General features: G+C 65.9%; 21 protein-coding genes. 12 read left to right on the top strand and 9 right to left on the bottom strand.

Translation table 11 applies throughout. From position 1 onward, the window contains the following. Positions 1–22 precede the first annotated feature (22 nt). Both ACKY0X_RS22295 and ACKY0X_RS22290 read left to right on the top strand, forming a co-directional pair. Positions 23–1438: a condensation domain-containing protein gene (locus ACKY0X_RS22295; protein WP_409427763.1), complete on the top strand. Its 1416-nt coding sequence runs from the start codon at positions 23–25 to the stop codon at positions 1436–1438. A gap of 84 nt (positions 1439–1522) precedes the next feature. After that, entirely contained in the window at positions 1523–4540 is a 3018-nt protein-coding gene (locus tag ACKY0X_RS22290; protein WP_409427762.1) for an RND family transporter, read from the top strand. 9 nt (positions 4541–4549) lie between these two features. Here ACKY0X_RS22290 and ACKY0X_RS22285 read toward each other — a convergent pair whose 3' ends face one another. Genes ACKY0X_RS22285 through ACKY0X_RS22275 form a run of 3 tightly spaced genes read right to left on the bottom strand, consistent with a single transcriptional unit; the run spans position 4550 to position 8144 of the window. Further along, a complete protein-coding gene (locus ACKY0X_RS22285) occupies positions 4550–5641 on the bottom strand; it encodes a PE-PPE domain-containing protein (RefSeq protein WP_409427761.1) in 1092 nt (363 codons plus the stop codon). A 52-nt stretch (positions 5642–5693) separates the two neighbouring features. Then, entirely contained in the window at positions 5694–6371 is a 678-nt protein-coding gene (locus tag ACKY0X_RS22280; protein WP_409427760.1) for a GAP family protein, read from the bottom strand. A gap of 33 nt (positions 6372–6404) precedes the next feature. Beyond that, complete coding sequence (locus tag ACKY0X_RS22275; RefSeq protein WP_409427759.1) at positions 6405–8144, bottom strand: AMP-binding protein; 1740 nt, start codon at positions 8142–8144, stop codon at positions 6405–6407. Positions 8145–8402: 258 nt separating this feature from the next. On the opposite strand from ACKY0X_RS22275, the gene ACKY0X_RS22270 reads away from it, so the two are divergent. After that, the gene (locus tag ACKY0X_RS22270; RefSeq protein WP_409427758.1) at positions 8403–9092 is read left to right on the top strand and encodes a sensor domain-containing protein; all 690 of its coding nucleotides are present in this window, start codon (positions 8403–8405) and stop codon (positions 9090–9092) included. A 33-nt stretch (positions 9093–9125) separates the two neighbouring features. Further along, complete coding sequence (locus ACKY0X_RS22265; RefSeq protein WP_409427757.1) at positions 9126–9923, top strand: sensor domain-containing protein; 798 nt, start codon at positions 9126–9128, stop codon at positions 9921–9923. A gap of 14 nt (positions 9924–9937) precedes the next feature. Here ACKY0X_RS22265 and ACKY0X_RS22260 read toward each other — a convergent pair whose 3' ends face one another. Further along, complete coding sequence (locus ACKY0X_RS22260) at positions 9938–10591, bottom strand: sensor domain-containing protein (protein ID WP_409427756.1); 654 nt, start codon at positions 10589–10591, stop codon at positions 9938–9940. Positions 10592–10771: 180 nt separating this feature from the next. Between ACKY0X_RS22260 and rpsF the strand changes: the two genes are divergently transcribed. The 5 genes from rpsF to dnaB all read left to right on the top strand — a co-directional run bounded on the left by rpsF (position 10772) and on the right by dnaB (position 14302). Continuing rightward, positions 10772–11062 (top strand): 30S ribosomal protein S6, encoded by a 291-nt coding sequence (gene rpsF / locus ACKY0X_RS22255; protein ID WP_024442721.1) that lies wholly within the window; start codon positions 10772–10774, stop codon positions 11060–11062. A gap of 77 nt (positions 11063–11139) precedes the next feature. Continuing rightward, positions 11140–11649, top strand: a complete 510-nt coding sequence (locus ACKY0X_RS22250; protein WP_409427755.1) for a single-stranded DNA-binding protein — start codon at positions 11140–11142, stop codon at positions 11647–11649. Between the two features lie 32 nt (positions 11650–11681). Continuing rightward, entirely contained in the window at positions 11682–11936 is a 255-nt protein-coding gene (gene rpsR, locus ACKY0X_RS22245; protein WP_046285275.1) for a 30S ribosomal protein S18, read from the top strand. 32 nt (positions 11937–11968) lie between these two features. Continuing rightward, positions 11969–12427, top strand: coding sequence for a 50S ribosomal protein L9 (gene rplI, locus ACKY0X_RS22240; RefSeq protein ID WP_064888812.1), 459 nt, complete (start codon positions 11969–11971; stop codon positions 12425–12427). A gap of 498 nt (positions 12428–12925) precedes the next feature. Further along, positions 12926–14302 (top strand): replicative DNA helicase, encoded by a 1377-nt coding sequence (gene dnaB / locus ACKY0X_RS22235; protein ID WP_409427754.1) that lies wholly within the window; start codon positions 12926–12928, stop codon positions 14300–14302. A 115-nt stretch (positions 14303–14417) separates the two neighbouring features. Here dnaB and ACKY0X_RS22230 read toward each other — a convergent pair whose 3' ends face one another. Then, positions 14418–14786: a hypothetical protein gene (locus ACKY0X_RS22230; protein WP_409427753.1), complete on the bottom strand. Its 369-nt coding sequence runs from the start codon at positions 14784–14786 to the stop codon at positions 14418–14420. 440 nt (positions 14787–15226) lie between these two features. On the opposite strand from ACKY0X_RS22230, the gene ACKY0X_RS22225 reads away from it, so the two are divergent. The 3 genes from ACKY0X_RS22225 (at position 15227) to ACKY0X_RS22215 (ending at position 16879) form a co-directional block, all read left to right on the top strand. Continuing rightward, entirely contained in the window at positions 15227–15460 is a 234-nt protein-coding gene (locus ACKY0X_RS22225) for a type II toxin-antitoxin system Phd/YefM family antitoxin (RefSeq protein WP_046285285.1), read from the top strand. After that, positions 15457–15846, top strand: coding sequence for a type II toxin-antitoxin system VapC family toxin (locus ACKY0X_RS22220; RefSeq protein ID WP_409427752.1), 390 nt, complete (start codon positions 15457–15459; stop codon positions 15844–15846). Before ACKY0X_RS22225 ends, ACKY0X_RS22220 begins: the two co-directional genes overlap by 4 nt. A 154-nt stretch (positions 15847–16000) precedes the next feature. Beyond that, the gene (locus ACKY0X_RS22215) at positions 16001–16879 is read left to right on the top strand and encodes an alpha/beta fold hydrolase (protein ID WP_409429744.1); all 879 of its coding nucleotides are present in this window, start codon (positions 16001–16003) and stop codon (positions 16877–16879) included. A gap of 25 nt (positions 16880–16904) precedes the next feature. Here ACKY0X_RS22215 and ACKY0X_RS22210 read toward each other — a convergent pair whose 3' ends face one another. The 4 genes from ACKY0X_RS22210 to ACKY0X_RS22195 are packed head-to-tail and all read right to left on the bottom strand — an operon-like array spanning position 16905 to position 21583. Next, positions 16905–17921 carry a CobW family GTP-binding protein gene (locus ACKY0X_RS22210; RefSeq protein WP_409427751.1) on the bottom strand — a complete coding sequence of 339 codons (1017 nt, stop codon included), beginning with the start codon at positions 17919–17921 and terminating at the stop codon, positions 16905–16907. 58 nt (positions 17922–17979) lie between these two features. Next, positions 17980–19497, bottom strand: coding sequence for a serine hydrolase domain-containing protein (locus tag ACKY0X_RS22205; protein WP_409427750.1), 1518 nt, complete (start codon positions 19495–19497; stop codon positions 17980–17982). A gap of 44 nt (positions 19498–19541) precedes the next feature. Further along, positions 19542–20540 (bottom strand): PE-PPE domain-containing protein, encoded by a 999-nt coding sequence (locus ACKY0X_RS22200; RefSeq protein WP_409427749.1) that lies wholly within the window; start codon positions 20538–20540, stop codon positions 19542–19544. Between the two features lie 44 nt (positions 20541–20584). Next, the gene (locus ACKY0X_RS22195; RefSeq protein WP_409427748.1) at positions 20585–21583 is read right to left on the bottom strand and encodes a PE-PPE domain-containing protein; all 999 of its coding nucleotides are present in this window, start codon (positions 21581–21583) and stop codon (positions 20585–20587) included. Positions 21584–21663 lie beyond the last annotated feature (80 nt).

Genomic DNA, 21663 nt, shown 5'->3' with positions numbered 1-21663 from the left:
CGCCCGAGAAGAGGAGCAGACGTTGCGTGTAGGGCCATTGGCGTTGGGGACGTTGACGGACTGGGAACCCGAAGCCGGTCCCACTGTGGTGTGGCAGCCGTCGGATGCTGCGCTGGCCGCAGCGCGACAGGCGCCGGTTAACGCCGTGCCGGCCAGCTACATGCAGGAACAACACATTCGTGGCTACATCGACCAGACTGCCGTCGGACTCGACTACTCGCGCCTGATGGTGCTCAGTTGCGACATGGCGGGCCGCTGCGACCGCCGTGCCATCGACTACATCATCAATGCGCATGTACGGCGGCACGAGACCTACCGCAGCTGGTTCGAGCACGCCGACGACGGAGGACTCATTCGCCACGTCATTGATGACGCGGCCGATATCGCGTTCGTCCCGGTCGATCACGGCGAATTGACGCTGCCCCAGGTGCGCGAACTGTTGACGCAGACGCCCGATCCGTTGCAGTGGGACTGCTTCCGATTCGGGATCATTCAGGGCAAGAGCCACTTCACGTTCTTCGCCAGCATCGATCACGTGCATGTTGACGCGGCGGTCGCCGGGGTGACGTTGATGGAGCTCTATTTCATGTACAACGCGCTGGTGGCCGGCGGGGCGCCGCTGGAGTTGCCCCCGGCCGGAAATTACAGCGAGTTCTGTGTCCGGCAGCACGAGTTCACCTCAGCACTCACCCAAGAGTCACCCGAGATTCAGGCATGGCGAAGCTTCGCCGAAAGCAACGACGACAGCCTGCCGGGTTTCCCGCTGCCGCTCGGCGACCCGACGCAGCCGTGCCCGGCGGCCATGGTCACCGCCACCATGCTGGATGAAAAGCAGACCGTCGATTTCGAGTCGGCCTGCACCGACGCGAGCGCCCGTTTCATCGGTGGCGTCTTGGCGTGCTGCGGCTTGGCGCAGCAGGAGTTGACCGGCGATGCGACCTACTACGGACTCACCCCGCGGGACACCCGCCGATCCCCGGACGATGACCTCACCCTGGGCTGGTTCACCGGCCTGATTCCGATCACCGTTCCCATCGGTGAGTCTTCGTTTGCGGAAGCCGCCAAGGCCGCGCAGGTTTCTTTCGATTCAGGTAGAAGCTTGGCGGACGTGCCCTACCAGCGGGTGAGGGAACTGGTCCCCAGCCTGGGCAAGCCGCCGCCAAACTTTCCCGTCGTCAACTTCCTGGACGCCGGGGCCGCGCCGCTGTCGGCGTTGATCGCGGCAGGTCTGGACGACCTGAACATCGGTGTGTACAGCGACGGCCGGTACTCGTATCAGATGTCGCTCTATGTGATTCGGGTGCAGGAGGAGACCGCGGTCACCGCGGTGTTCCCGGACAACCCGGAGGCCCACGAATCGGTCGCGCGCTACCTGGCGTTGTTGAAGTCCGTCTTTGAGCGGATTGCCGAGCAGGGCCGCGGGGAAAAGGTCGCATGAGCCCAGCTTCATTCGCTGCGACATGCGCGCACAGCAACTGCCGCCGGAGGTGAACCCATCTTCAGCCGGCTAGGCGACTTCGTCGTGCGGCGCCCGTGGCCGGTGATCGGCTTCTGGGCGCTACTAGTCGTGCTGCTGCCGCTGTTCGCGCCGTCGCTGACGGATATGGCGCAGCGACATCCTGTCGCGGTGCTGCCCGCCGACGCCCCGTCGGTCGAGGCCGCCGCCAAGGTGTCCGCCGCGTTTGACGAGGACGGCTCGGAGAACGTGCTGACCGTTCTGCTCACCGATGAGGCGGGCTTGGATCGAGCCGATGAGAAGGTCTACCGCGCGTTGGTGGACCGGCTGCGTCTTGATACCGAAGACGTGGTGATGCTGCAGGACTTTCACACCACCCCGGCGCTGCGTGAGGTGCTCGTCAGCAGCGACGGCAAAGCGTGGATCCTGCCGGTCGGGCTGGCGGGGGACTTGGGAACCCCGGAGGCCTACGCGGCATACGTCCGGGTCGCCGAGATCGTCAAGGAGGCCGTTGCCGGGTCGACGCTGACCGCAGACGTCACCGGCCCAGCGGCCACGGTCGCCGACCTGACCGATGCCGGAGCGCGGGACCGGTTCGCGATCGAGCTGGCGATCGGTGTCCTGCTGCTGTTCATTCTGGGCGTCATCTACCGCAACCCGCTCACCATGTTGTTACCCCTGATCACCATCGGCGTATCGATGGTGGCCGCGCAGGCGGCAGTCGCGACCGCATCACTGGTGACCGGAATGGCCGTCTCCAACCAGGCCATCGTGATGCTCAGCGCATTGATCGCCGGCGTGGGAACCGATTACGTCGTCTTCCTGGTCAGCCGCTATCACGACTACATCCGGATGGGAGCCGGTACTGCTGAGGACTGCCGGCGCGCCGTGCAGCGGGCCCTGGCATCGATCGGCAAGGTGATTGCCGCATCTGCGGCCACCGTTGCCATCACCCTGCTGGGGATGGGCTTTGCCAAACTGGGGGTGTTCGCCACGGTCGGCCCGGTGCTGGCGATCGGGATCGCGGTAGCGTTCTTGGCGGCGGTGACGTTGCTTCCGGCCATTCTGACGCTGGCCGGGCCGCGCGGATGGGTGGCACCACGCCCCGAACGCGCTGCGCGGTTCTGGCGCCGGACCGGAGTGCGAATCGTGCGGCGCCCCAGGACGTATCTGGTCGGGAGCCTGGCGCTGTTGCTGGCGTTGGGCAGTGCCGCCGGGCTGATCCGGTTCAACTACGACGACCGCAAACAGCTGCCGGATTCCGTGGACAGCTCCGTGGGGTATGCGGCGCTGGACCGGCACTTCCCGGTGAACCAGACGATCCCCGAGTACCTGCTGGTTCAGTCGCCCAACGATCTGCGTACGCCGCGGGCTCTTGCCGACATGGAGCAGATGGCGCAACGGATCAGCCAGATCCCGGGTGTGGCCGCCGTCCGCGGTGTTACCCGACCAAGTGGTCAGTCCCTCGAGGAAGCCAGGGCCACTTATCAAGCCGGTGAGGTCGGGGGCCAGCTGGGTGAGGCCGCGGGCTTGATCGCTGAGCGCGATAGTGACCTCAACCGGCTGACCACGGGTTCTAGGAAGTTGGCAAACGGCCTCGGAGATCTGAACACCCAGGTCAGCCAGTCGCTCGGCAGCGTGCGCAGCCTGGTCGATGCGTTGGCGTATCTGCAGACGCAGTTCGGGGGCACCAAGACATTCGGTGAAATCGACCAGGCTACAAAGCTGGTCAACAGTATCCGCGCGCTCGGCGATGCCCTCCAGGTGACCTTCGCAGGACTCGCGTCCAGCTTCGACTGGGTCGATCCGGTCACCGAGTCCCTCGATGCCAGCCCGACATGCGACGCCAATCCGATTTGCGGGACGGCGCGCGCCGAGTTCCACAAGCTACAAAACGCCCGTGCCGCAGGCACTCTCGATGAAATTTCCAGCCTGTTTCGTCAGCTGCAGTCGGCGCAGCCCTCGCAGACGCTGTCGTCGGCGGTCAACGGGCTCAGCCGCTCTTTACAGTCAGCCTCGCAGTCCCTGCATGCGCTGGGATTCGACAATCCTCGTCGGGTGCAGCGGAAGATCATCGAGATGCAGAACGGCACCAACGAGCTCGCCAGCGCCGGCCGTCAGGTGGCCGACGGGGTGCAGCTCCTGGTTGACCAGACCAAGGAGTTGGGACTGGGCCTGGATACCGCGTCGGCCTTTCTCATGACGATGGGCCACGACGCTTCCGAACCGTCGATGGCGGGATTCAATGTGCCCCGACAGGTGCTGGCCACTGAGGAATTCAAGGAGCTGGCTCACACCTTCGTCTCGCCCGACGGGCATTCGGTGCGGTATTTCATCCAAACCGATGAAGATCCGTTCAGCACCAAAGCCATGGACCAGGTCAACACGATCCTCGCGACCGCCCAAGCGGCGCAACCCAATACCGTATTGGCGGATGCCTCGATCTCGATCTCCGGTTACCCGGTCACACTGCGCGATATCCGCGATTACTACGACCGGGACATCCGGCTGATCGTCGTCCTGACGACGCTGGTGGTGCTGCTGATTTTGACCGCCCTGCTGCGCTCGGTCATCGCCCCGATCTATCTGGTGGGCTCGGTGATCATCTCCTACCTGTCGGCGATCGGGCTGGGTGCCTTGGTCTTCCAGGTCATATTGGGGCAGCAACTGCATTGGAGCGTGCCAGGTTTGGCGTTTGTGGTGCTGGTGGCGGTGGGAGCCGACTACAACATGCTGCTCGCTTCCCGGTTGCGCGACGAGTCACCGCTGGGCGTGCGCACCAGCGTTATTCGCACGGTGGGGTCAACCGGTGCGGTGATCACCGCTGCGGGCCTTATCTTCGCCTCCGCCATGTTCGGACTGCTGTTCGCCAGTGTGGGGGCCGTCGTGCAGGGCGGTTTTGTGATTGGCGCCGGCATCCTTGTCGACACCTTTGTGGTGCGCAGTATCACCGTGCCCGCCGCGGCCGCGCTGCTGGGACGGGCCAATTGGTGGCCCGCGCGTCCGTGGCTACAGCCCCGGTCAGACGATCCGAAACGGGGCACTGCCAAGGGCGACGTGATCGAGACGGTGGCCGACGCCTGACGCCGTGCGTCAGCCGGTGAAATTGAAGAAGCTGCGAAGCTTGCCGACGGTGTCATCGACGGCGCTGCTGGTCTCCGGTCCCAGAACCTCCACCACGTTCATGCCGGCCGGGTGGACTGAGATCGGCCGGGTGGCCGGGTCGTCGTTGCGGGAGTAGCCGGCGTCGACCTGCGGCTGGAGGAAGCCGTCGAGCTGATCCACCACGTCGTCTGGCATACCCAGGAAGCGCAGCGGCATGGTCAACGGCAGGTGGTTGATGGGAATCAGGTATGTCGTGGTGGTGGCATTGCGGGAATTAATGGTGGATCGGATGTTCTGCGGGGGCACGTCGGCAGGAGTGGTGAATGCGGACGGCGTATGCACGATCGCGGCACCGAGCAGGGCGTTGGCGACGGACCACAGATTGTCGGGCCGGTCGGGGAAGTCGGCCATGCCGTCATAGGCGGCGACAATCCGATTGGTGTCGTATTGGCTCTCCACCTCGGGGGGCATGTCGTAGTCCTCGAGAGGCAGCCGGCTGCCCGGCGCAAAGAGTCCGGAAAGAAAGCTCTTCCCGAAAGCGTGCTTGCCCATGGGTGAGCCGATTGTCGTGAACTGCAACATGTGTGGCGGCGGCGCGGCGGGGTCGTTGGCGAGCCGGACCTGTTCCTTGTCCAGCGCCATGGTGCCCTGCGACAAACCGATGACGCTGGCTGGCTGGGTGCCGCGGCGAATCACCGCATCGAGGTTGTCGGCGGCCGCGTCGACCGCTGCGGACACGGTTACGTTGTCGCGCTTGGCGTCGGGAGCGAACATGGTGGGCACCCAACGGAACATGGCACCCGCCGGGTAGTCGATGATTTCCCGCTTCTTGTTCGGGAAATAGCCGGAACCGGCACGCCGGGTGTAGTCCGCCCACGGGATGCCGGGCGGTCGGGCACCGCCCACTGCATAGATGACATCGACATTCGACGCATCGCCCACCGGCGGCGGTGTCGGTACGGGCGCGATCCCGGGGGTATCGAGGGGATGTGCTGGGGCCGCCGTAGCGGTACTTGCACTCAACCCACCAGCCGACCCGGCCAGCAACACCGCGAGAGCTCCGGCGACCAGTCGTTTCATCGCTAACCCCTTCAGCCGTGCAGGCCCGCTGTCGGACCCGACGTCCACCTTCTCATAGACCTAGAACACCGGCAGTGCATAAGACACCGCCGACGGCGGCCAGCAGCGCGGCGACCTGGCCCGGACGACGCCGTCGACCCCACTGGTGCAACGCTGCCATGAACCCGCGGGTGGCGCCCGGAGCCACCAGGTAGGCCAGCAGCGGAATCTCGACCAATGCAAACGCCAACGCATTGAATGTCAGCAGCGCGGCGATCTTCGTGCTGGTGGCGGCGCCGGATGCGACGATGATCGCTAACGCGGCCAGATAGTCCACCGACGGCAGCGCGATACCCAAACCGGCTGTTCCCGCCACCCAAAGCGATCGACCCTTGAGCAGTCGCTGTGCCCGAGCAGAGAATCTGACCGGGACAGAATCGGCGCGAGGCGGTCGCATTGCGCCCGGCCGCGCCGTGACGAGTCTTACCGCAAGAACGGTGGCGGTCAGCAGCGCCAGCGCGCCGATGACGATCTGGACCCTCGGCAATGTCAGTCCAGAAGACTCGGTCAGGGTGGACGGAAGTACGAACAACACCACCAGACCGCCGGTTGTCCCCATGACGAAACCGCCGCAGAGGAACGCCATCAGTTGCAGCACCGGCTTAGGCCGGTTCAGCATCAGCAGCGTCAAACCGATGCGAACCGGCTCAACGCTGGTGGCAGCAGCCATCACGAGCAGGGCGATCCACATGCGGCGACTTCGTGGCGCGGGGCGCGGCCCGGCTCAGCGGTCCATACGGGTGAACTGCTGGCTCTGGTACTGCTCGACGCAGGCCGCCCGGCGCACCTTGCCGCTGGTGGTGATGGGAATCGATCCCGGACCAACCAGCACCACATCGGCCACGGTCACCCCGTGGGCCTGAGAGATCGCCGCCTGCACATCGTTCTTCAGGACGGCAAGCCGCTCTGCGGCGTCCTCGGCGGATTCGCCACGATCCCGAACCTCGATGATGGTGACCAGCGTTTCGTCCTCGTTGACCGGAACCGATATGGCCGCGACGCGACCCCCGCTGATCTCTTGAAGGGTGGCTTCGATGTCCTCGGGGTAGTGGTTGCGCCCGCGGATGATCAGCAGATCCTTCATGCGGCCCACGATGAACAACTCACCCTCGGAGATGAATCCGAGGTCGCCGGTCCGCAGCCAAGGGCCGCTCGGGGTGCCCTCCGACGCCCTGACAAGGGTCGCCTCGAACACTTCCCGGGTCTGTTCCGGCTTGTTCCAATAGCCGGCGGCTACATTGGCGCCCGCGGTCCAGATCTCGCCGACGGTTCCCACCGAGCACTCGGCGCACGTTTCGGGGTCCACGATCCGCACCGCCGGCGACTTCGGCACACCGTAGGTGAGCAGGGGCGTGCCGTCCGGAGCCTCGCACCGTTGCGCGCTGCCGCGCGTCAGCTTCTCCGATTCGAAGTAGACGGTCTGGGGTGCGCATTCCACATCCAGGGTGGCGACGTACAGCGTCGCCTCGGCCAACCCATAGGCCGGGTGCAGGGCCCGCGCCCGGAAGTTATGGGGGGCGAATCGGTTGAGAAACCGCTCCAAAGTCGCGGGATGGACGCGTTCACTGCCGCTGACGATGCCCAGCACGTCGCCTAGATCAAGTCCGGCCATGTCTTCTTCGGTGGTCTTCCGCACCGCCAGTTCGAAGGCGAAATTCGGCGCCGCCGAGAACGATCGGGTGTGGCTGGCCATTGCTTGGACCCAGCGCGCCGGACGCTGCAAAAACGCCACCGGACTCGTCAGCTCGCAACGGTAGCCGCCCAGGATGGGTGCGATGATGCCCAGGATCAAGCCCAGATCATGGTAGAAGGGCAGCCACGACACGATCGTCGTGTCGGGCGGTGCCACCCCGTTGAACTCCGGGAAGTAACCCGCCATGAACTGCCGGAAGTTCACCTGAAGGTTGCGGTGCGAAACCATCACGCCGGCCGGAAGCCGAGTCGAGCCCGAGGTGTACTGCAGATAAGCCACACCACCGGAGTCGACAGGTTGCTCGCCCATGGCGACGCTGGCGTCCAAGTCCAAAGCGTCGACTTCGACGACGGTTGCCGTGGCGTCGGCCCCGGATTCCCGGACATACTCAGCAACAAGATCTGCCGCCCCGGTCGTGGTCAAGACGACGGTGGGAGCGGTGTCGGTGAGAACGGCGCTGACCCGTTCGTCGTGCGCGCCGGGATGCGGAACCGGCAGCGGCACGGCGATGAATCCCGCCTGGATGGCGCCCAGGAAACCTGCGATGTAACCGAGGCCTTGCGGGGCCAGGATCACCGCGCGGTCCCCGGCAGACCCGTGCCGCTGGAGTTCCTTGGCGACATTGAGCGCGCGCCGATACATCTGTGACCACGACAGGGTCTCGGCGACACCGTCCCAGTTCTGGTCGTAATCGGTGTAGGTGAACGCCGCCTCGTCGGGCGCGAGGGAGGCGCGTTCGCGCAACAAAGTTAACAAGGAAACATCAGACATTCCGGTGAGGCTACCGTCACAGCGCGAGATGTGCCGCACAACGTTGTGCGGGGAGGACCTTGTACCTCAATTTCGCCGCCGCGGCCTCCACCCGCGCGGGGTCCGTCCTCGCCCCCGGCAGCGCCGGCCGGCATGCCTGTTACCGCCGGACAGCGGCCCGGCCAGCGGCTACGATCGTGACGATCTGGGCTCGAGCTGCCACCGAGAGATGCGGGACATCCGATGAACCGTTCAGTTCACGCCGCGGCGTGCTGCTCGTTGGCGCTGCTGGCGACCGTTGGCTGCAGTGCGACCACGGGTGATATTCCCGTCGACGCGATGATGGCCAACGTGTCTTCGGCTCCCAAGACCCCCGGTCTGGCGTCCACGGATGGGTTGCCGCCCGGACGGGTCGGCGCGCTGCTGCTGTCCGACGACGATGTCAGCGCCATCGTTGGGTTGCCAATGCACGGAAAGGGCAGTTGGCAGGTACCCAGCGCCGAGGTCACGTTGCGCGATCGCAACGAGTGCAAGGCGCTTACGCTTTCCGGCAAAGATTTCTGGACCACGGAATACACCGCGTATCGCCAGGTCTCACAGCAGGACAGTGACGACATGAACTTCTTTACCTGGCAGGGCGCGGCCGCCTATCCGAACGGACGAACCGCGTCGCGGGTATTCCGCCGGACGATCAACGCCGATCTGCAGGCGCGCTGCCGGACGGCGATGATTCCCGCCGAGAACGACGAGCATGCGGCCTGGCACGTCGATTCCCTCGCAGTCACGGACTCGAAGTTGTCCGTCATCTTGTCGGAACAGCGTGACCAGCAGAGCACCGGATGGCGCTGCGCAACACAGATTCGCCTGCAGCGCAATGTGATACACCGTGACGGGGCATGCCAGACCGGCAACCCCTCGACAACCACGCAGCAGATAGCGGATATAACGGCGAACCGGATCGGGGGCTGACGCATGGACGACGGACCGGCGAGGAGCGACGTGATGAAACGGGTATCGGCTGCAGTGGGCGTCGCGGGCCTCGTCGCGATGGCGATGCTGGGGTGTTCGCGCGGCGATGATCAGGATGGCGGATCCGCCCAGGCTGTCAGGCTGCCATCGCCCGGTGACACCACCAAGGCCGAGACCTCGGAGGCGGTGGCTCCCGCCGGGGAACCCGCTCGCCGGTCCTCGATGTCACCGGTTCCGCCGCCGCTGGTGCTGCCGGATCGGTTGCGCACCCTGCCACTGCCCGCGGACGTGTCCGGTCCCATCGTCGGCTCGCCATTGGGTTTCGAGAAGCGCTTCGACCAGCCGGCGCCGCCGGTGACGCTGGACGAGCACGCCGAGTGCACGGTGCTGCTCGGCCCGGCCATGCCCGCTTTCGGCTTCGAGTGGACGGCCTACAAGGGCGCCCAGCAGAAGGACCGGGAAGAGAATGCCGACGTCGTGGTCGGCCAGGGTGTGGCTTCTTACCCCGACACCGACAAGGCACGCGCCGCGTTCAGCGCGGCGTTCCCCGCCGAGCTGCGCAAGTGTGAGGGGGTCGCGGTGCACAACCCGCGTGACACCGATGCGAACGTCACCTGGCAGTTCCACGTCCCCGCCGTCGACGGGACCCGAGCGCAGTGGAGCCGGGTGCAACTGGCCGACGGCAAGCCGCTCGACTGGACCTGCGCCTACGAGGCCGACGTCAAGAGCAACGTCGTGCTGTACACCTCGGTGTGCCGGCGCGGCGCCGGCGGGGCTGAGGCGGCGGCGAAGCTCGCCGAGCGGCTGATGGTCTGGATTCCGGCAACCTGACCTCGGGACCGGGGTCAGTGCACCCGGTCCAAGACATGCTGGCTGAGCCGGTCCATGGTCACGGCGGCGTTGCCCCACTGGCTGGAGAGCACCTCGACCATGAAGTTGGCGCCGACAGCGACGAGGAACGCCGAGGTGAACCCCATGTTCGCGCCGTTGAAGCGAGCCGAGAGCAGCCAGGAGGCCACGGTCGCGTCCGGGCTTAATTCGACGTGCACCAGGTCCATGGTGACGCCCGCATCGACGTCGGTCCCAGCCAACCGCGCGTTGAGGCAGCGGTCGACCGCCGGCCGGTTGTAGGTGTTGGTGAACGCCGCGCTCGCTTCGGCGACCGAAGGAAAGGTCGTTACAGCCACGATCGCGGCCGCTTCGTGTGCGCGGTTCTCCCACCGCTGCGCTCGGTGAGACGCGTAGTTGTTCCCGACCACCTCAGTAGTGCCCACCTCGTAGAACGCCCGGCAGTCATCGCGCTGTCGCAGACGTTCCGGCGGCGACGGCACCATGCCCACTGGACCCGTGCTGGACATCGGCATCCCGGCGAATGTACTGACCTCGTCGTCGGAGGGGATCAACATCGCGACCTGGCCCGGTTGCACCCAGTTGTCATCGGCGACCGCCGGCGCCGGCCTCGACAGCCCGCCCAGTGCGGCAAGGACGATTGCCGACATCACGAACCACCTGCCGTGACTCACCATGGCGGTGAGCCTAATCGGACTCGGTGAGCAACCCGCCGATTTCGCTCCGGCCGTCCGCCTCCGGTAACCTAGCCCGGTTGCCGACGCAGGCGACCCTCCTGCCGTGGATACCTCCACGGCCGCACTACGACCATAGGAGGTGATGAGGTTCCCATGCGTCCATACGAAATCATGGTCATCCTTGACCCCACTCTCGACGAGCGCACCGTTGCCCCGTCCCTGGAGACGTTCCTGAACGTCATCCGCAAAGACGGCGGTTCGGTCGACAAGGTCGACATCTGGGGCAAGCGCCGCCTGGCTTACGAGATCGCCAAGCATGCCGAGGGCATCTACGCGGTCATCGACGTCAAGGCCGAGCCGGCCACCGTGTCCGAGCTCGACCGTCAGCTCAGCCTGAACGAGTCGGTGCTCCGCACCAAGGTGATGCGCACCGACAAGTCGTAGCCCGCTGTCGCAGCCGTTGCGTAGGCTCATGCTGCGAATGCTGCATCAAGCGCTGACACCGATCCTAGGAGGGCCCCGTGGCTGTAGGTGACACCACGATCACCGTCGTTGGAAACCTGACCGCGGACCCCGATCTGCGGTTTACCCCCTCGGGGGCGGCGGTCGCCAACTTCACGGTGGCGTCCACTCCGCGGGTCTTTGACCGGCAGAGCGGTGAGTGGAAGGACGGCGACGCGCTGTTCCTTCGGTGCAACATCTGGCGCGAGGCCGCCGAGAATGTGGCCGAGAGCCTCACCCGCGGATCGCGGGTGATCGTCACCGGGCGGCTGCGGCAGCGGTCCTTCGAGACCCGCGAGGGCGAGAAGCGCACCGTCTACGAGGTGGAGGTCGACGAGGTCGGCCCCTCGTTGCGGTATGCCACCGCCAAGATCAACAAGGTCAGCCGCGGCGGCGGCGGAGGCGGCTTCGGCGGGGGCGGCGGCATGCCGGCCTCGGCCGGTCCGTCCGGCCCGCCCGCGGAGGACCCGTGGGGCAGTGCTCCGGCGTCCGGCTCCTTCGGTGGCGCCGACGACGAGCCGCCCTTCTAGACAAACGAACCACAGCACGAAAGAGATAGGTAATGGCCAAATCCAACAAGCGGCGTCCGGCTCCTGAGAAGCCGATCAAGACTCGCAAGTGCGCATTCTGCTCGAACAAGAAGCAGGTGATCGACTACAAGGACACCTCGCTGCTGCGCACCTACATCAGTGAGCGGGGCAAGATCCGCGCCCGTCGCGTGACCGGTAACTGCGTTCAGCACCAGCGCGATGTCGCGCTTGCGGTGAAGAACGCTCGCGAGGTCGCGTTGCTGCCCTTCACCTCGTCGGCGCGCTAGCCGACCCCTCAAGTCAGAGAAAGTTCGAAACGATGAAGCTCATTTTGACCGCTGAGGTGGACCACCTCGGAGCGGCCGGAGACACCGTCGAGGTCAAGGACGGATACGGCCGCAACTTCCTGCTCCCGCGGGGGCTGGCCATCGTCGCCACGCGTGGCGCGCAGAAGCAGGCCGACGACATCCGTCGTGCCCGCGAGACCAAGCAGGTGCGCGACCTGGACCACGCCAAGGAGCTCAAGGAAGCTCTGCAGGCGCTGGGCACGGTCACGCTGCCGGTGAAGACCTCGGGCGACTCGGGCAAGCTGTTCGGCTCAGTGACCGCCGCTGACGTGGTCGCCGCCATCAAGAAGGCCGGCGGGCCGAACCTGGACCGGCGCATCGTCCGGTTGCCCAAGGCTCACATCAAGGCCGTCGGCAGCCACCCGGTGTCGGTGCACCTGCACCCCGAGGTGAACGTCGACGTCACCCTCGACGTCGCCGCGGCAAACTAAGCACGTACCTCAGCAGCCCCGGCAACGCCTCATTGGCGCTGCCGGGGCTTTGCTGTGTTCGGATAGCAGCCAGCCCGGGTTAGTGCTGGCTAACTTTTGGACCCGTCTGTCGGGGTGTGGGTGTTTACCTTGATGTGGAATCGCGTCTACCTGTCTGCAAAGCAACACGCCCAAGACGGCAACCTATGGCGACACGCCGAAGGGATTGTCTTCCACAATCAAAACACCCCTAGCTACCGCCCTCACCTGCGGGGATGACGTTGCTGGGAAGCGCAATCCACAAGTCTTCCCCACCGTCCCAAACAAATGGGGGACCGGTGTGCACACTTAATCCACACCTTTGTTCACAAGCTCGTTTTGTCCGGCCGCCAGCAACGCCTACCGTCAACGCGGCACGGCACAACGGGGGCGGCTGGAGATGTCACAGCCACCGGATATGTTCGGCGCTGATTAGCACCGAATAATCATTCGATCGTGCCAGTGGAGGAGGAGGGGCGCATGGCAGTAGTCGACGACCGTGGGCACTCTGAGCTTGAGGAGCCGCCGCGCGAGGACGTCGGACGCCAACCGCCCCAGGACATGGCCGCAGAGCAGTCGGTGCTCGGGGGCATGCTGCTGAGCAAGGACGCCATCGCCGACGTGCTGGAGCGGCTGCGGCCCAGTGACTTCTACCGCCCGGTGCACCAGAACATCTACGACGCGATCCTGGACCTCTACGGGCGCGGTGAGCCGGCCGACGCGGTCACCGTGGCCGCCGAGCTCGACCGCCGCGGCCTGCTGCGCCGGGTGGGCGGTGCCCCGTACCTGCACACGCTGATCTCCACGGTGCCCACCGCGGCCAACGCCGGCTACTACGCCACGATCGTCGCCGAGAAGGCCATCCTGCGCCGCCTGGTGGAAGCCGGCACCCGGGTGGTGCAGTACGGCTACGCGGGCGCAGAGGGCGCCGATGTCGCCGAGATCGTGGATCGGGCCCAGGCCGAGATCTACGAGGTCGCCGACCGGCGTGCTTCCGAGGACTTCGTCCCGCTCGAAGACCTGCTGCAGCCCACCATGGACGAGATCGACGCGATCGCTTCGCACGGCGGGGTGGCGCGCGGTGTGCCGACCGGCTTCACTGATCTCGACGAGGTGACCAACGGGCTGCACGCGGGCCAGATGATCATTATTGCGGCGCGGCCGGGTATGGGGAAGTCAACGCTCGCTTTGGATTTCATGCGATCCTGCTCGATCAAGAACCGGCTGCCCAGCGTCTTCTTCTCGCTGGAGATGGGCAAGTCCGAGATCGTCATGCGGCTGCTTTCGGCCGAGGCCAAGATCAAGCTCGGTGACATGCGCTCGGGCCGGATGACCGACGACGACTGGACCCGGCTGGCGCGCCGAATGAGCGAGATCAGCGAGGCGCCGCTCTACATCGACGACTCGCCCAACCTGACCATGATGGAGATCCGCGCCAAGGCCCGCCGGCTGAAACAGAAGGCCGACCTACGCCTGGTGGTGGTGGACTATCTGCAGCTGATGTCCTCGGGCAAGAAGGTCGAGTCCCGTCAGCTCGAGGTCTCCGAGTTCTCCCGGCAGCTCAAGCTGCTGGCCAAGGAGCTGGAACTTCCGGTGATTGCGCTCAGCCAGCTCAACCGTGGGCCCGAGCAGCGCACCGACAAGAAGCCGATGCTGTCCGATCTGCGTGAGTCGGGTTCCCTGGAGCAAGATGCGGACATGGTCATCCTGTTGCACCGTCCGGACGCCTTTGAGCGCGACGACCCGCGCGGTGGTGAAGCGGACCTGATTTTGGCCAAGCACCGTAACGGGCCGACGAAGACGGTGACGGTGGCACATCAGCTGCACTTGTCGCGTTTTACGAATATGGCGCACTGACGGAACGGGAGTTGTAGGGTCTCACGCTGCGTGTCACTTTCTCAGTGGCGGTGTCATGCCCTTGTCATATGTCTCACCAAGGTGTCATACAGACATGCGCATAGGACGATGACGATTACGCCTGACCCAAACTCGGCCGGTAATCAGTCGCCTCAGACTCGGCAGCAAGCAACCCACCCAGCTCACCCTCCTGCTGGGCGACAAACACACCGATCACCTGCCGGCATACCTCCGGCACGCTCACCCCACGTATATCCGCAATACGTTTCAACCCGAACAGCATTGACGTAGACACATGGAACTGAACAGCGAACTGACCGCATGAACCATCCTCAGGCGGCAACCCCGGACCCACCACCACAGGTTCGTCAACCCCGTATTGGCCCACCTCAGCACGCCGAGCTCGCTCGACAACCCCACCACGATCGCCGCCACCAATGCCGTCGGCCGGATCCCGGAACTCCTCATGACTGAACAAACCCATTCCGCCTACGCTAGACCTCGCAGAATTTCACGCAGCCTCACGCGAAGCGCCGGCTTCAATTGCGCGACCCCTCAAGACTTGACCGCGAACAGCAGATGCGGCCAGAGGCTTCCATCGCCGAACAGTCCGCATCCGACGAGGCCTTGTGCTCCGTCGATGCGCTGGTAGCGGTCGTTCCTCGGGGTCCCGAAGAAATGACACGACTTTGAGACAAAGTTCGGGTGACACCACGTGAGACACCCGGTATCCGCCAGCGCACAACCTCGTCGTATGACATGCAGCGTGAGACCTACAGGTGCCTTGTAAGGTCCTCGCCGCTAATCGCATTTTCGCAGCGGCGGCGGCCTCTCCTTGTCATGTGTCTGAACCGATGTCCTACAGGCAGGCGATCGCGCTAGTAACGCTAGCGCGATCGGCCTAATCTCGATACGATGCAACCGATGGAGACGATCAGCAGCACGGACGCTAAGAACCAGCTCAACCGGCTTTTGAATGACGTCAAGGCCGGCGCGTCATTCACCATCACCAGCCACGGTCAGCCCGTCGCGCAGCTCGTGCCGATCAGCGCTGTACCGCGCAGGTTTGGCCAGTTGCCGAGCCTCGTCGTACCGAGCGACTTCGATGACGCGCTACCGGCAGCAGAACTCGCGGCCTGGGAAGACGCCGAGGCGTGAACGTCCTGCTCGATACCCACACCCTGCTGTGGCTGGTCAGCAAGCCCTCGAACGTCGACGCCGACACGCTCGCGATCTTGAGCGATCCGGGAACCTCGGTGTGGGTTACCGCTGCCTCGGCATGGGAGATCGCGACCAAGACCAGGCTGGGCCGCCTCGACGGGGGAGCGCTGCTGTCGACCTGGACCGACGTCATCGCCGACATGAGCAGCACGGAACTGGCGATTGACTCCGCTGATGCGATCCTCGCCGGGCGGCTTCCTTGGGAGCACCGCGACCCGTTCGACCGCATCATCGTCGCCCAGGCGTTGCGCCGCAATCTGACCGTCGCCACGCGCGATACCTCGATCCTCGATGCGGCGATCACGCCAACCCTCAAGGCCTGAACCAGTGCCAGCTCGATGTTGGCTACCGACCGCATCACCTCGCTAACCTCGACATGTGCCGGAGTCAACGAACCCCTCGGCCGCTCGACAGGGCCTTCGCCGAGATCAAGCCAGTGCCGAGGGCGGCGATTCTCCCAGCCCGAGCGTTCTCGATGTGGAGGGCTCCGGTGTCCAACCGCCGGTCAGCCCGCGGGTGCGTCGGCTGTTCTGGCTACTGGAGCGAGTCGCGCCCGCCATCGGGTCGCGTTGGGCACTGGAACTGTGGTGCACCCCGCCGGTCCTCGAGTCGAGCCTGCGTATGCCGCCCGGCGTCCCACCCGGCCAGCCGCTGGAAGCGCACTGGGACGGGCACCGGATCGTGGGCGAGTCCTGGGGTGAGGGGCCGCCGGTCTACCTCGTGCACGGCTGGGGCGGGCGCCGGCCCCACCTGGGCATGTTCATCAAACCCCTCGTCGAATCCGGGCACCGCGTAATCGCGTTCGACCTGCCCAGCCATAACGAGTCCGAGCCGGGCGTACTGGCACCCGGTCGCACCACCGCCATCGAATGCGCCGAAGCGGTGGCAGCCATGATCCGGACACACGGGCCGGCCCGCGCGGTGGTCGCCCATTCCCTCGGGGCCAACGCGACCGCCTTCGCGGCGTCGTGGGGCACGACGGTCGGACGGTTGGTGTTCCTTGCGCCGATGGGCGAGTTCCCGATCTATCTGGATCTGTTTGCCGCCCGCCACAACTTCGGCCGGCGGATACGCGCCGGCCTCCATCGACGCCTGGAACGCCGTATCGGCATGCCGCTCGAGGACACCAACATGGTCCGGATCGCCGAGAAGACCGACTATCCGCCGCTGCTGCTTATCCACGACCCCGATGACCCCGATACTCCGTATGTGACGAGCGAGAAGGTCGTCGCGTCCTGGCCAGGCGCACGCTTGATGACGACGGCGGGCCTGGGCCGGTTGGCGCATTTCCGAATCTTGCGGCATCGCCCCGCGATTCGCGCGGGCATCGATTTCATCGGACCCGCAACGGAGTGAAGAACCCTGGTTGTACGGCTGCGGCCTAGATGCTGTATTGCCGCAATCGCTGCAACCGCCGCATGCCCGCGGCGGACACCTTCTCCCCGGCGGGCCGCAGTGCCTCCACGAGTCGGGCGCGAACGTCCGCGGTGTCGAGGTGTGTGCCGATCGCGACGAGGTGGCTGGCGCTCACGCTCGCAGGCGCGGTCACCACGTGCACCGACGCGCCGACGACGTTGACCAGGTAGTGACGCTTGCCGATCGCGACGGTGCCCTTGATCCGGTAGACGCCCTGCGGCGGCTGTTCTAGCAGGTCGATGAGCGGTCCCGGGTCAACGGCGCCGTCGCCGACGACGGTTACCGAGTCTGCATGCACGTGATCGTGGTGCTCGCCGGCGTCGTCGAGGAGCAGCTCCCGAAACGACATCTGTCCGGACTCCCCGCCGTCGCTGATGTCGTACAGCAGCCGGGGATCCACGCGTCCGGCCATCGCACCCACCACGTGAGCGTGTGGATTGAGTTCGCGCACACGGGCTTCCACCCGAGCAAGGGCCTGTTCGCGGGCGTCTTCGGCGATCCGATCCAGTTTGTTGACCACGACCAGGGAGGCCACGCCGTAGCGCTGTGGCGGGGCCGACTCGGTATCGACCGTGTCGAAGTGTTCCGCTACGTCGATGACGTCGACGACACCGCCGTGGCGTATTCGCTCCACCCCGCTGAACCGAATCACCCGCGAGACATCGGCGGGTTCGGCCACCCCGCTTGCCTCGATGATGATCGCGTCCAGCGCTAGCTTCGGGTCGGCCAGCTTCTCCAGCGCCTCGTCCAGTCCGCCCTCATCCGGCAGGTGGCAGATGCACCCACCGGCGATGGACACCGGCTCGTCGACCTGGCCCGTGACCAGGCCGGCGTCGACATTGAGTTCGCCGAAGTCGTTGATAATGACGCCGATTCGAGCGCCAGGCGCTCGCAGCACGTGGTTGAGCAGCGTGGTCTTTCCCGCCCCGAGGTAACCCGTCAGCGCGATGACGGGGATAGCGGGAGCGTTGCGATCGGCCACCCGGCCATTATCGCCAGGTGCGCGCGGCCGGTTGTGACCACGGGTAGAAGTTGACCCGTCAGCTGCCGTACAGATGCAGCGCCCGGCCGGTCACGGTGGCCACGTCGCCGCTGAGCCCTGCGATGGGCGGTCCGCCGCGCTGATGGATCACGTTGGCGAGCACGATCACGTAGGTGTTGGACCCCGGGTCGATCCACAGCGTCACTCCCGTGAACCCGGTATGCCCGAAGCTGCCGATCGGAAAGACCATCCCGCGCGGCCGGGAGTGCGGCGTATCGATGTCCCAGCCGAAACCGCGGAGATCCTGCCCGGCGATCGCCGGATAGTGCGCGGCGAGCAGGGGATCGGGCCGATTGGGCGACGTTGCATTCTCCTGTTGCGCAGCGGCGTTCGCAGCCACGAGCTGGGCTGGGTCGTGCCCGGGTTGCTGGGGTGTCGTCATCAATTCCAGGGTCGATTGCCGCAGCGGAAAGGGGCTCGGGCGCCCCGCCAGCCGATCAAGTAGGGCCTGGGCGTACCTGCCGATATCGGCGGCGGTCGAGAACACGCCGGCGCTGCCGGCCACCCCGCCCATGCGGCGCGCCGTCGGGTCGTTGACCGTGCCGCGCAGCAGCTGATCGAAGTCCGGGTTGTTCTCGGGGGTGTCTTCGTCATGCGACGTCGGCGCTATGCGGGCCAGCAGGTCGGTGCTCCAGCTCCCTACCGGGCACTGCCCGTCCTGGGATGCCCGCGCGTCGAGTGCAATGGCGGTACCGCGGACCTGGTGTGGGCCACAGGCTTTGGTGGCGGGCAGGTAGCGGGTGTCGGCCATGCCCAGCGGCGCAAAGACGTTGTCCTGCACGTAGGTGTCCAACGGTTGGCCGGTCATCGTCTCGACCAGCACGCCCAGGATGATGAAGCCGATGTCCGAGTAGTGAAAGATCTCGCCGGGACCGAACTCCAGCGGTGCGGTCAGTGCCCGATGAACACCACTCGCCTTGTCCGCCTCGGTCAGGCCCCACGGGCCCTGGTGGCTCAGATCGCCCCCGATGCCCGAGGTGTGGGTAAGCAGCATGCGTAACGTCACCTGGGCGCGCCGCGGGTCGTTGGTCTCGTTGAACTCCGGCAGGTAGGTCTGGACGGGTTCGTCGATTCCGACCCGGCCCTGTTCGTACAGCTGCAGGACCGCGACGGTCGTCGCGAGACACTTCGTCAACGACGCGATGTCGAACATGGTGTCTTCGGTCATCGGTTCGGCCGGCGAGAGTATGCCGTCGAGCCCCGGTTCGTCTGCGAGTTTGCGCGCGCCGAACGCCTGGCTGAAGACGATCGTGCCGGCGTGCCCGATCCGGACCACCGCACCCGGCAGCCGGGGAACTGCAATCGCGTCGTTGATCAATGTGGAGACCGGCGCAATCAGCTCCTCGCGGGGTGCGTAGGGCGCGTCCGGGCGAGGGATGACGGGCACCGTGGCGGACGGGGTGCTGGCCGGCGGCGGCGGATGCCCCGGCTGGCTGCACGACGGGACCGCCCCAAGTACGAGCGCGACGCTTCCCACTGCGCAGGCGTGGGTGATGCGCGATCTCGACACCGTCACAGCATCGACGGTAGCCAGCTGGGAGGAGCGTCGCGACGGCCGCGTTAAACCTCCGCCGGGAACCAGAAGTCGAGAGTGTCTTCCACCCCGCCCCAGTCGATGCCCAGCCAGTCACCGAAGAAGTCCTCGATGTTGCCGAAGACGCTGTAGAAGGACGCCACCAGCGAGTAGAACAGGCCCTCCCACCAGCCGCTGTCGATCAGGCCGTGGGGCCACGCGTTGAGCCAGGCGCCGAACTGGTCGAAGGCGCCGGAGATGTTGATGTCGGTGAGCATGCCGTCGATGGTCGCCGCGTGGTTGGCCACCTGATCGGGGGTGAGCCCCAGGTACATCATGTGCTCGTAGAGGATCCCCAACGCCGAGGTGGAGTTGGGGTCGGCGACCGGGTCGCCGGGGATCGTGTACACCGTCGTGGTGAACGCGTCGGTCGGGGTGTGGACGCCGGACAACAGGCCGGTGTCGAAGAAGTCGCCGGATGAGGAGCCTCCGCCGAGATCCGGTATCGCGGCGCCGGAGCCCACCGGGTTGCCGATGAACACGAAGTGCAGCAGCGACGGGTCGATGCCCTCGTGGGCCAACTGGGCCATCGCGATCGAACCGGCGGTTGCACCCTGCGACCAGCCGAACACCCACAGTGGGTGCTCGGCGTCGTAGGCGTCCGGGTTGGCGGCGAGTTGGGCGTGCACCTCGCGCACGATCTCGGCCGCCCCGACGAAGCTGCTGTGGCCCTGCTGAACCAGGGCAGGGGTGGACAGCAGCAGCAGCGGCGCGTCACATCCCGCGGAGCCGACCACGCATGCGCTCGCGTCGTCATCGAGGTCGAAGCCCAACGGGCGCAGGAAGAGATCGGCCGCGGTCCGGGCGAATGTCGCAGACGGTGTCGACAGGATCGTCGGACCGACGAAGATCGCGGTGTCGGCCAGCAGGTTCACGTCGACATGCGTGGCGTGCACTACCGGCGTCGACAGCACACCGCCCGCCACCGTGCCGGCCACCGCGATCGGCGCCAAGGTCTTGGTCAGCATCGTGGGACGTCCGTTCACCACTGGCCTGCCGCCTTTCCAAATCATTTGCGAAGCGCGATGTTTCAGACCGTCGGGAACCAGTAGTCCAGCGTTTCTTCGACCCCGCCCCAGTCCAGGCCCATCCAGTCGCCGAAGAAGTCCTCGAGCTTGCCGAAGGCGCTGTAGACGAACGCCACGGCGGAGTAGAACAGGCCATCCCACCAGCTGCTGTCGGCCAGTCCGTGGCCCCACGCGTTGAGCCAGGCGCCGAACTGGTCGAAGTCAGTAGAGATGTTGATGGTGGTGAGCAGGTCGTCGGTGGTGGCGGTGTGGTTGGCCACCTGATCGGGGGTGAGCCCCAGGTACATCATGTGCTCGTAGAAATCGCCGTACGGCGAGGTGGAGGTGTGGTCGGCGTTGGGGTCACCGGGGATGGTGTAGATCGTGGTCGGGAAGGCGTCGTTCGGGGTCTCTTTGCCGTACAGCATCCAGGTGTCGGAGAAGTTGGTGTGCGGCGACCCGTCGTCGACCGCATTCGGATACTTGCCGTCGGGAGCGGTCGGGTCGCCGATGAACACGAAGTGCAGGGCCTGCGGGTCGACGCCGTCATGGGCCAGTTGGGCCATCGCGATCGAGCCGGCGGTGGCGCCCTGGGAGTAGCCGAAAATCCACAACGGATGCTCGGCGTCGTAGGCGCCGGGGTTGGCGGCGAGTTCGGCCTGTACCGTCCGCACGATCTCGGCCGCACCGGCGAAACTGCTGTGGCCGACCTGGATGAGGCCCGGGGTGGCCAGCAGCTGCAGCGGCGCGTCACACGTGCCCGAACCGATCAGGCATGAAGCGGGGTCGTCGCCACCGTCGAAGCCCAGCGGCCGCAGGAACAGGTCGGCCGCGGTCCGGGCGAATGTCGCAGACGGCGTCGACAGGATCGTCGGACCGACGAAGATCGCGGTGTCGGCCAACAGGTCGACGTCGACCTGCAGGTTGACATCGGTATACGCGGCATGGACTAGCGGGGCGGCGAGCACACCGCCTGCCGCGATGCCGGCGATCGCGATCGGTGCGCAGAGCTTGGTCAGCATCGCGGGGCGTCCTTCACCACGGGCATGCCGCCTTTCCGAATCATTCGTGCCAGACCCACTCCGATGGTCATAGCTAAAAA

Source organism: Mycobacterium sp. SMC-11 (assembly GCF_046250095.1).
GTDB lineage: Bacteria > Actinomycetota > Actinomycetes > Mycobacteriales > Mycobacteriaceae > Mycobacterium > Mycobacterium heraklionense_A.
The sequence above is the reverse complement of the archived record's forward strand: the minus strand, read 5'-3'. Positions and strand labels throughout refer to the sequence as shown.

What these genes read in the sequence shown, in the direction of transcription:
- ACKY0X_RS22195 (WP_409427748.1), bottom strand. Translation starts at nt 21,583, where the DNA reads ATGCTGACCAAGCTCTGCGCACCGATCGCGATCGCCGGCATCGCGGCA.
- ACKY0X_RS22285 (WP_409427761.1), bottom strand. Translation starts at nt 5,641, where the DNA reads ATGAAACGACTGGTCGCCGGAGCTCTCGCGGTGTTGCTGGCCGGGTCG.
- rpsF (WP_024442721.1), top strand. Translation starts at nt 10,772, where the DNA reads ATGCGTCCATACGAAATCATGGTCATCCTTGACCCCACTCTCGACGAG.
- ACKY0X_RS22260 (WP_409427756.1), bottom strand. Translation starts at nt 10,591, where the DNA reads ATGTCGGCAATCGTCCTTGCCGCACTGGGCGGGCTGTCGAGGCCGGCG.
- ACKY0X_RS22225 (WP_046285285.1), top strand. Translation starts at nt 15,227, where the DNA reads ATGGAGACGATCAGCAGCACGGACGCTAAGAACCAGCTCAACCGGCTT.
- ACKY0X_RS22280 (WP_409427760.1), bottom strand. Translation starts at nt 6,371, where the DNA reads ATGTGGATCGCCCTGCTCGTGATGGCTGCTGCCACCAGCGTTGAGCCG.
- rplI (WP_064888812.1), top strand. Translation starts at nt 11,969, where the DNA reads ATGAAGCTCATTTTGACCGCTGAGGTGGACCACCTCGGAGCGGCCGGA.
- ACKY0X_RS22265 (WP_409427757.1), top strand. Translation starts at nt 9,126, where the DNA reads ATGAAACGGGTATCGGCTGCAGTGGGCGTCGCGGGCCTCGTCGCGATG.
- rpsR (WP_046285275.1), top strand. Translation starts at nt 11,682, where the DNA reads ATGGCCAAATCCAACAAGCGGCGTCCGGCTCCTGAGAAGCCGATCAAG.
- ACKY0X_RS22230 (WP_409427753.1), bottom strand. Translation starts at nt 14,786, where the DNA reads ATGGGTTTGTTCAGTCATGAGGAGTTCCGGGATCCGGCCGACGGCATT.
- dnaB (WP_409427754.1), top strand. Translation starts at nt 12,926, where the DNA reads ATGGCAGTAGTCGACGACCGTGGGCACTCTGAGCTTGAGGAGCCGCCG.
- ACKY0X_RS22275 (WP_409427759.1), bottom strand. Translation starts at nt 8,144, where the DNA reads ATGTCTGATGTTTCCTTGTTAACTTTGTTGCGCGAACGCGCCTCCCTC.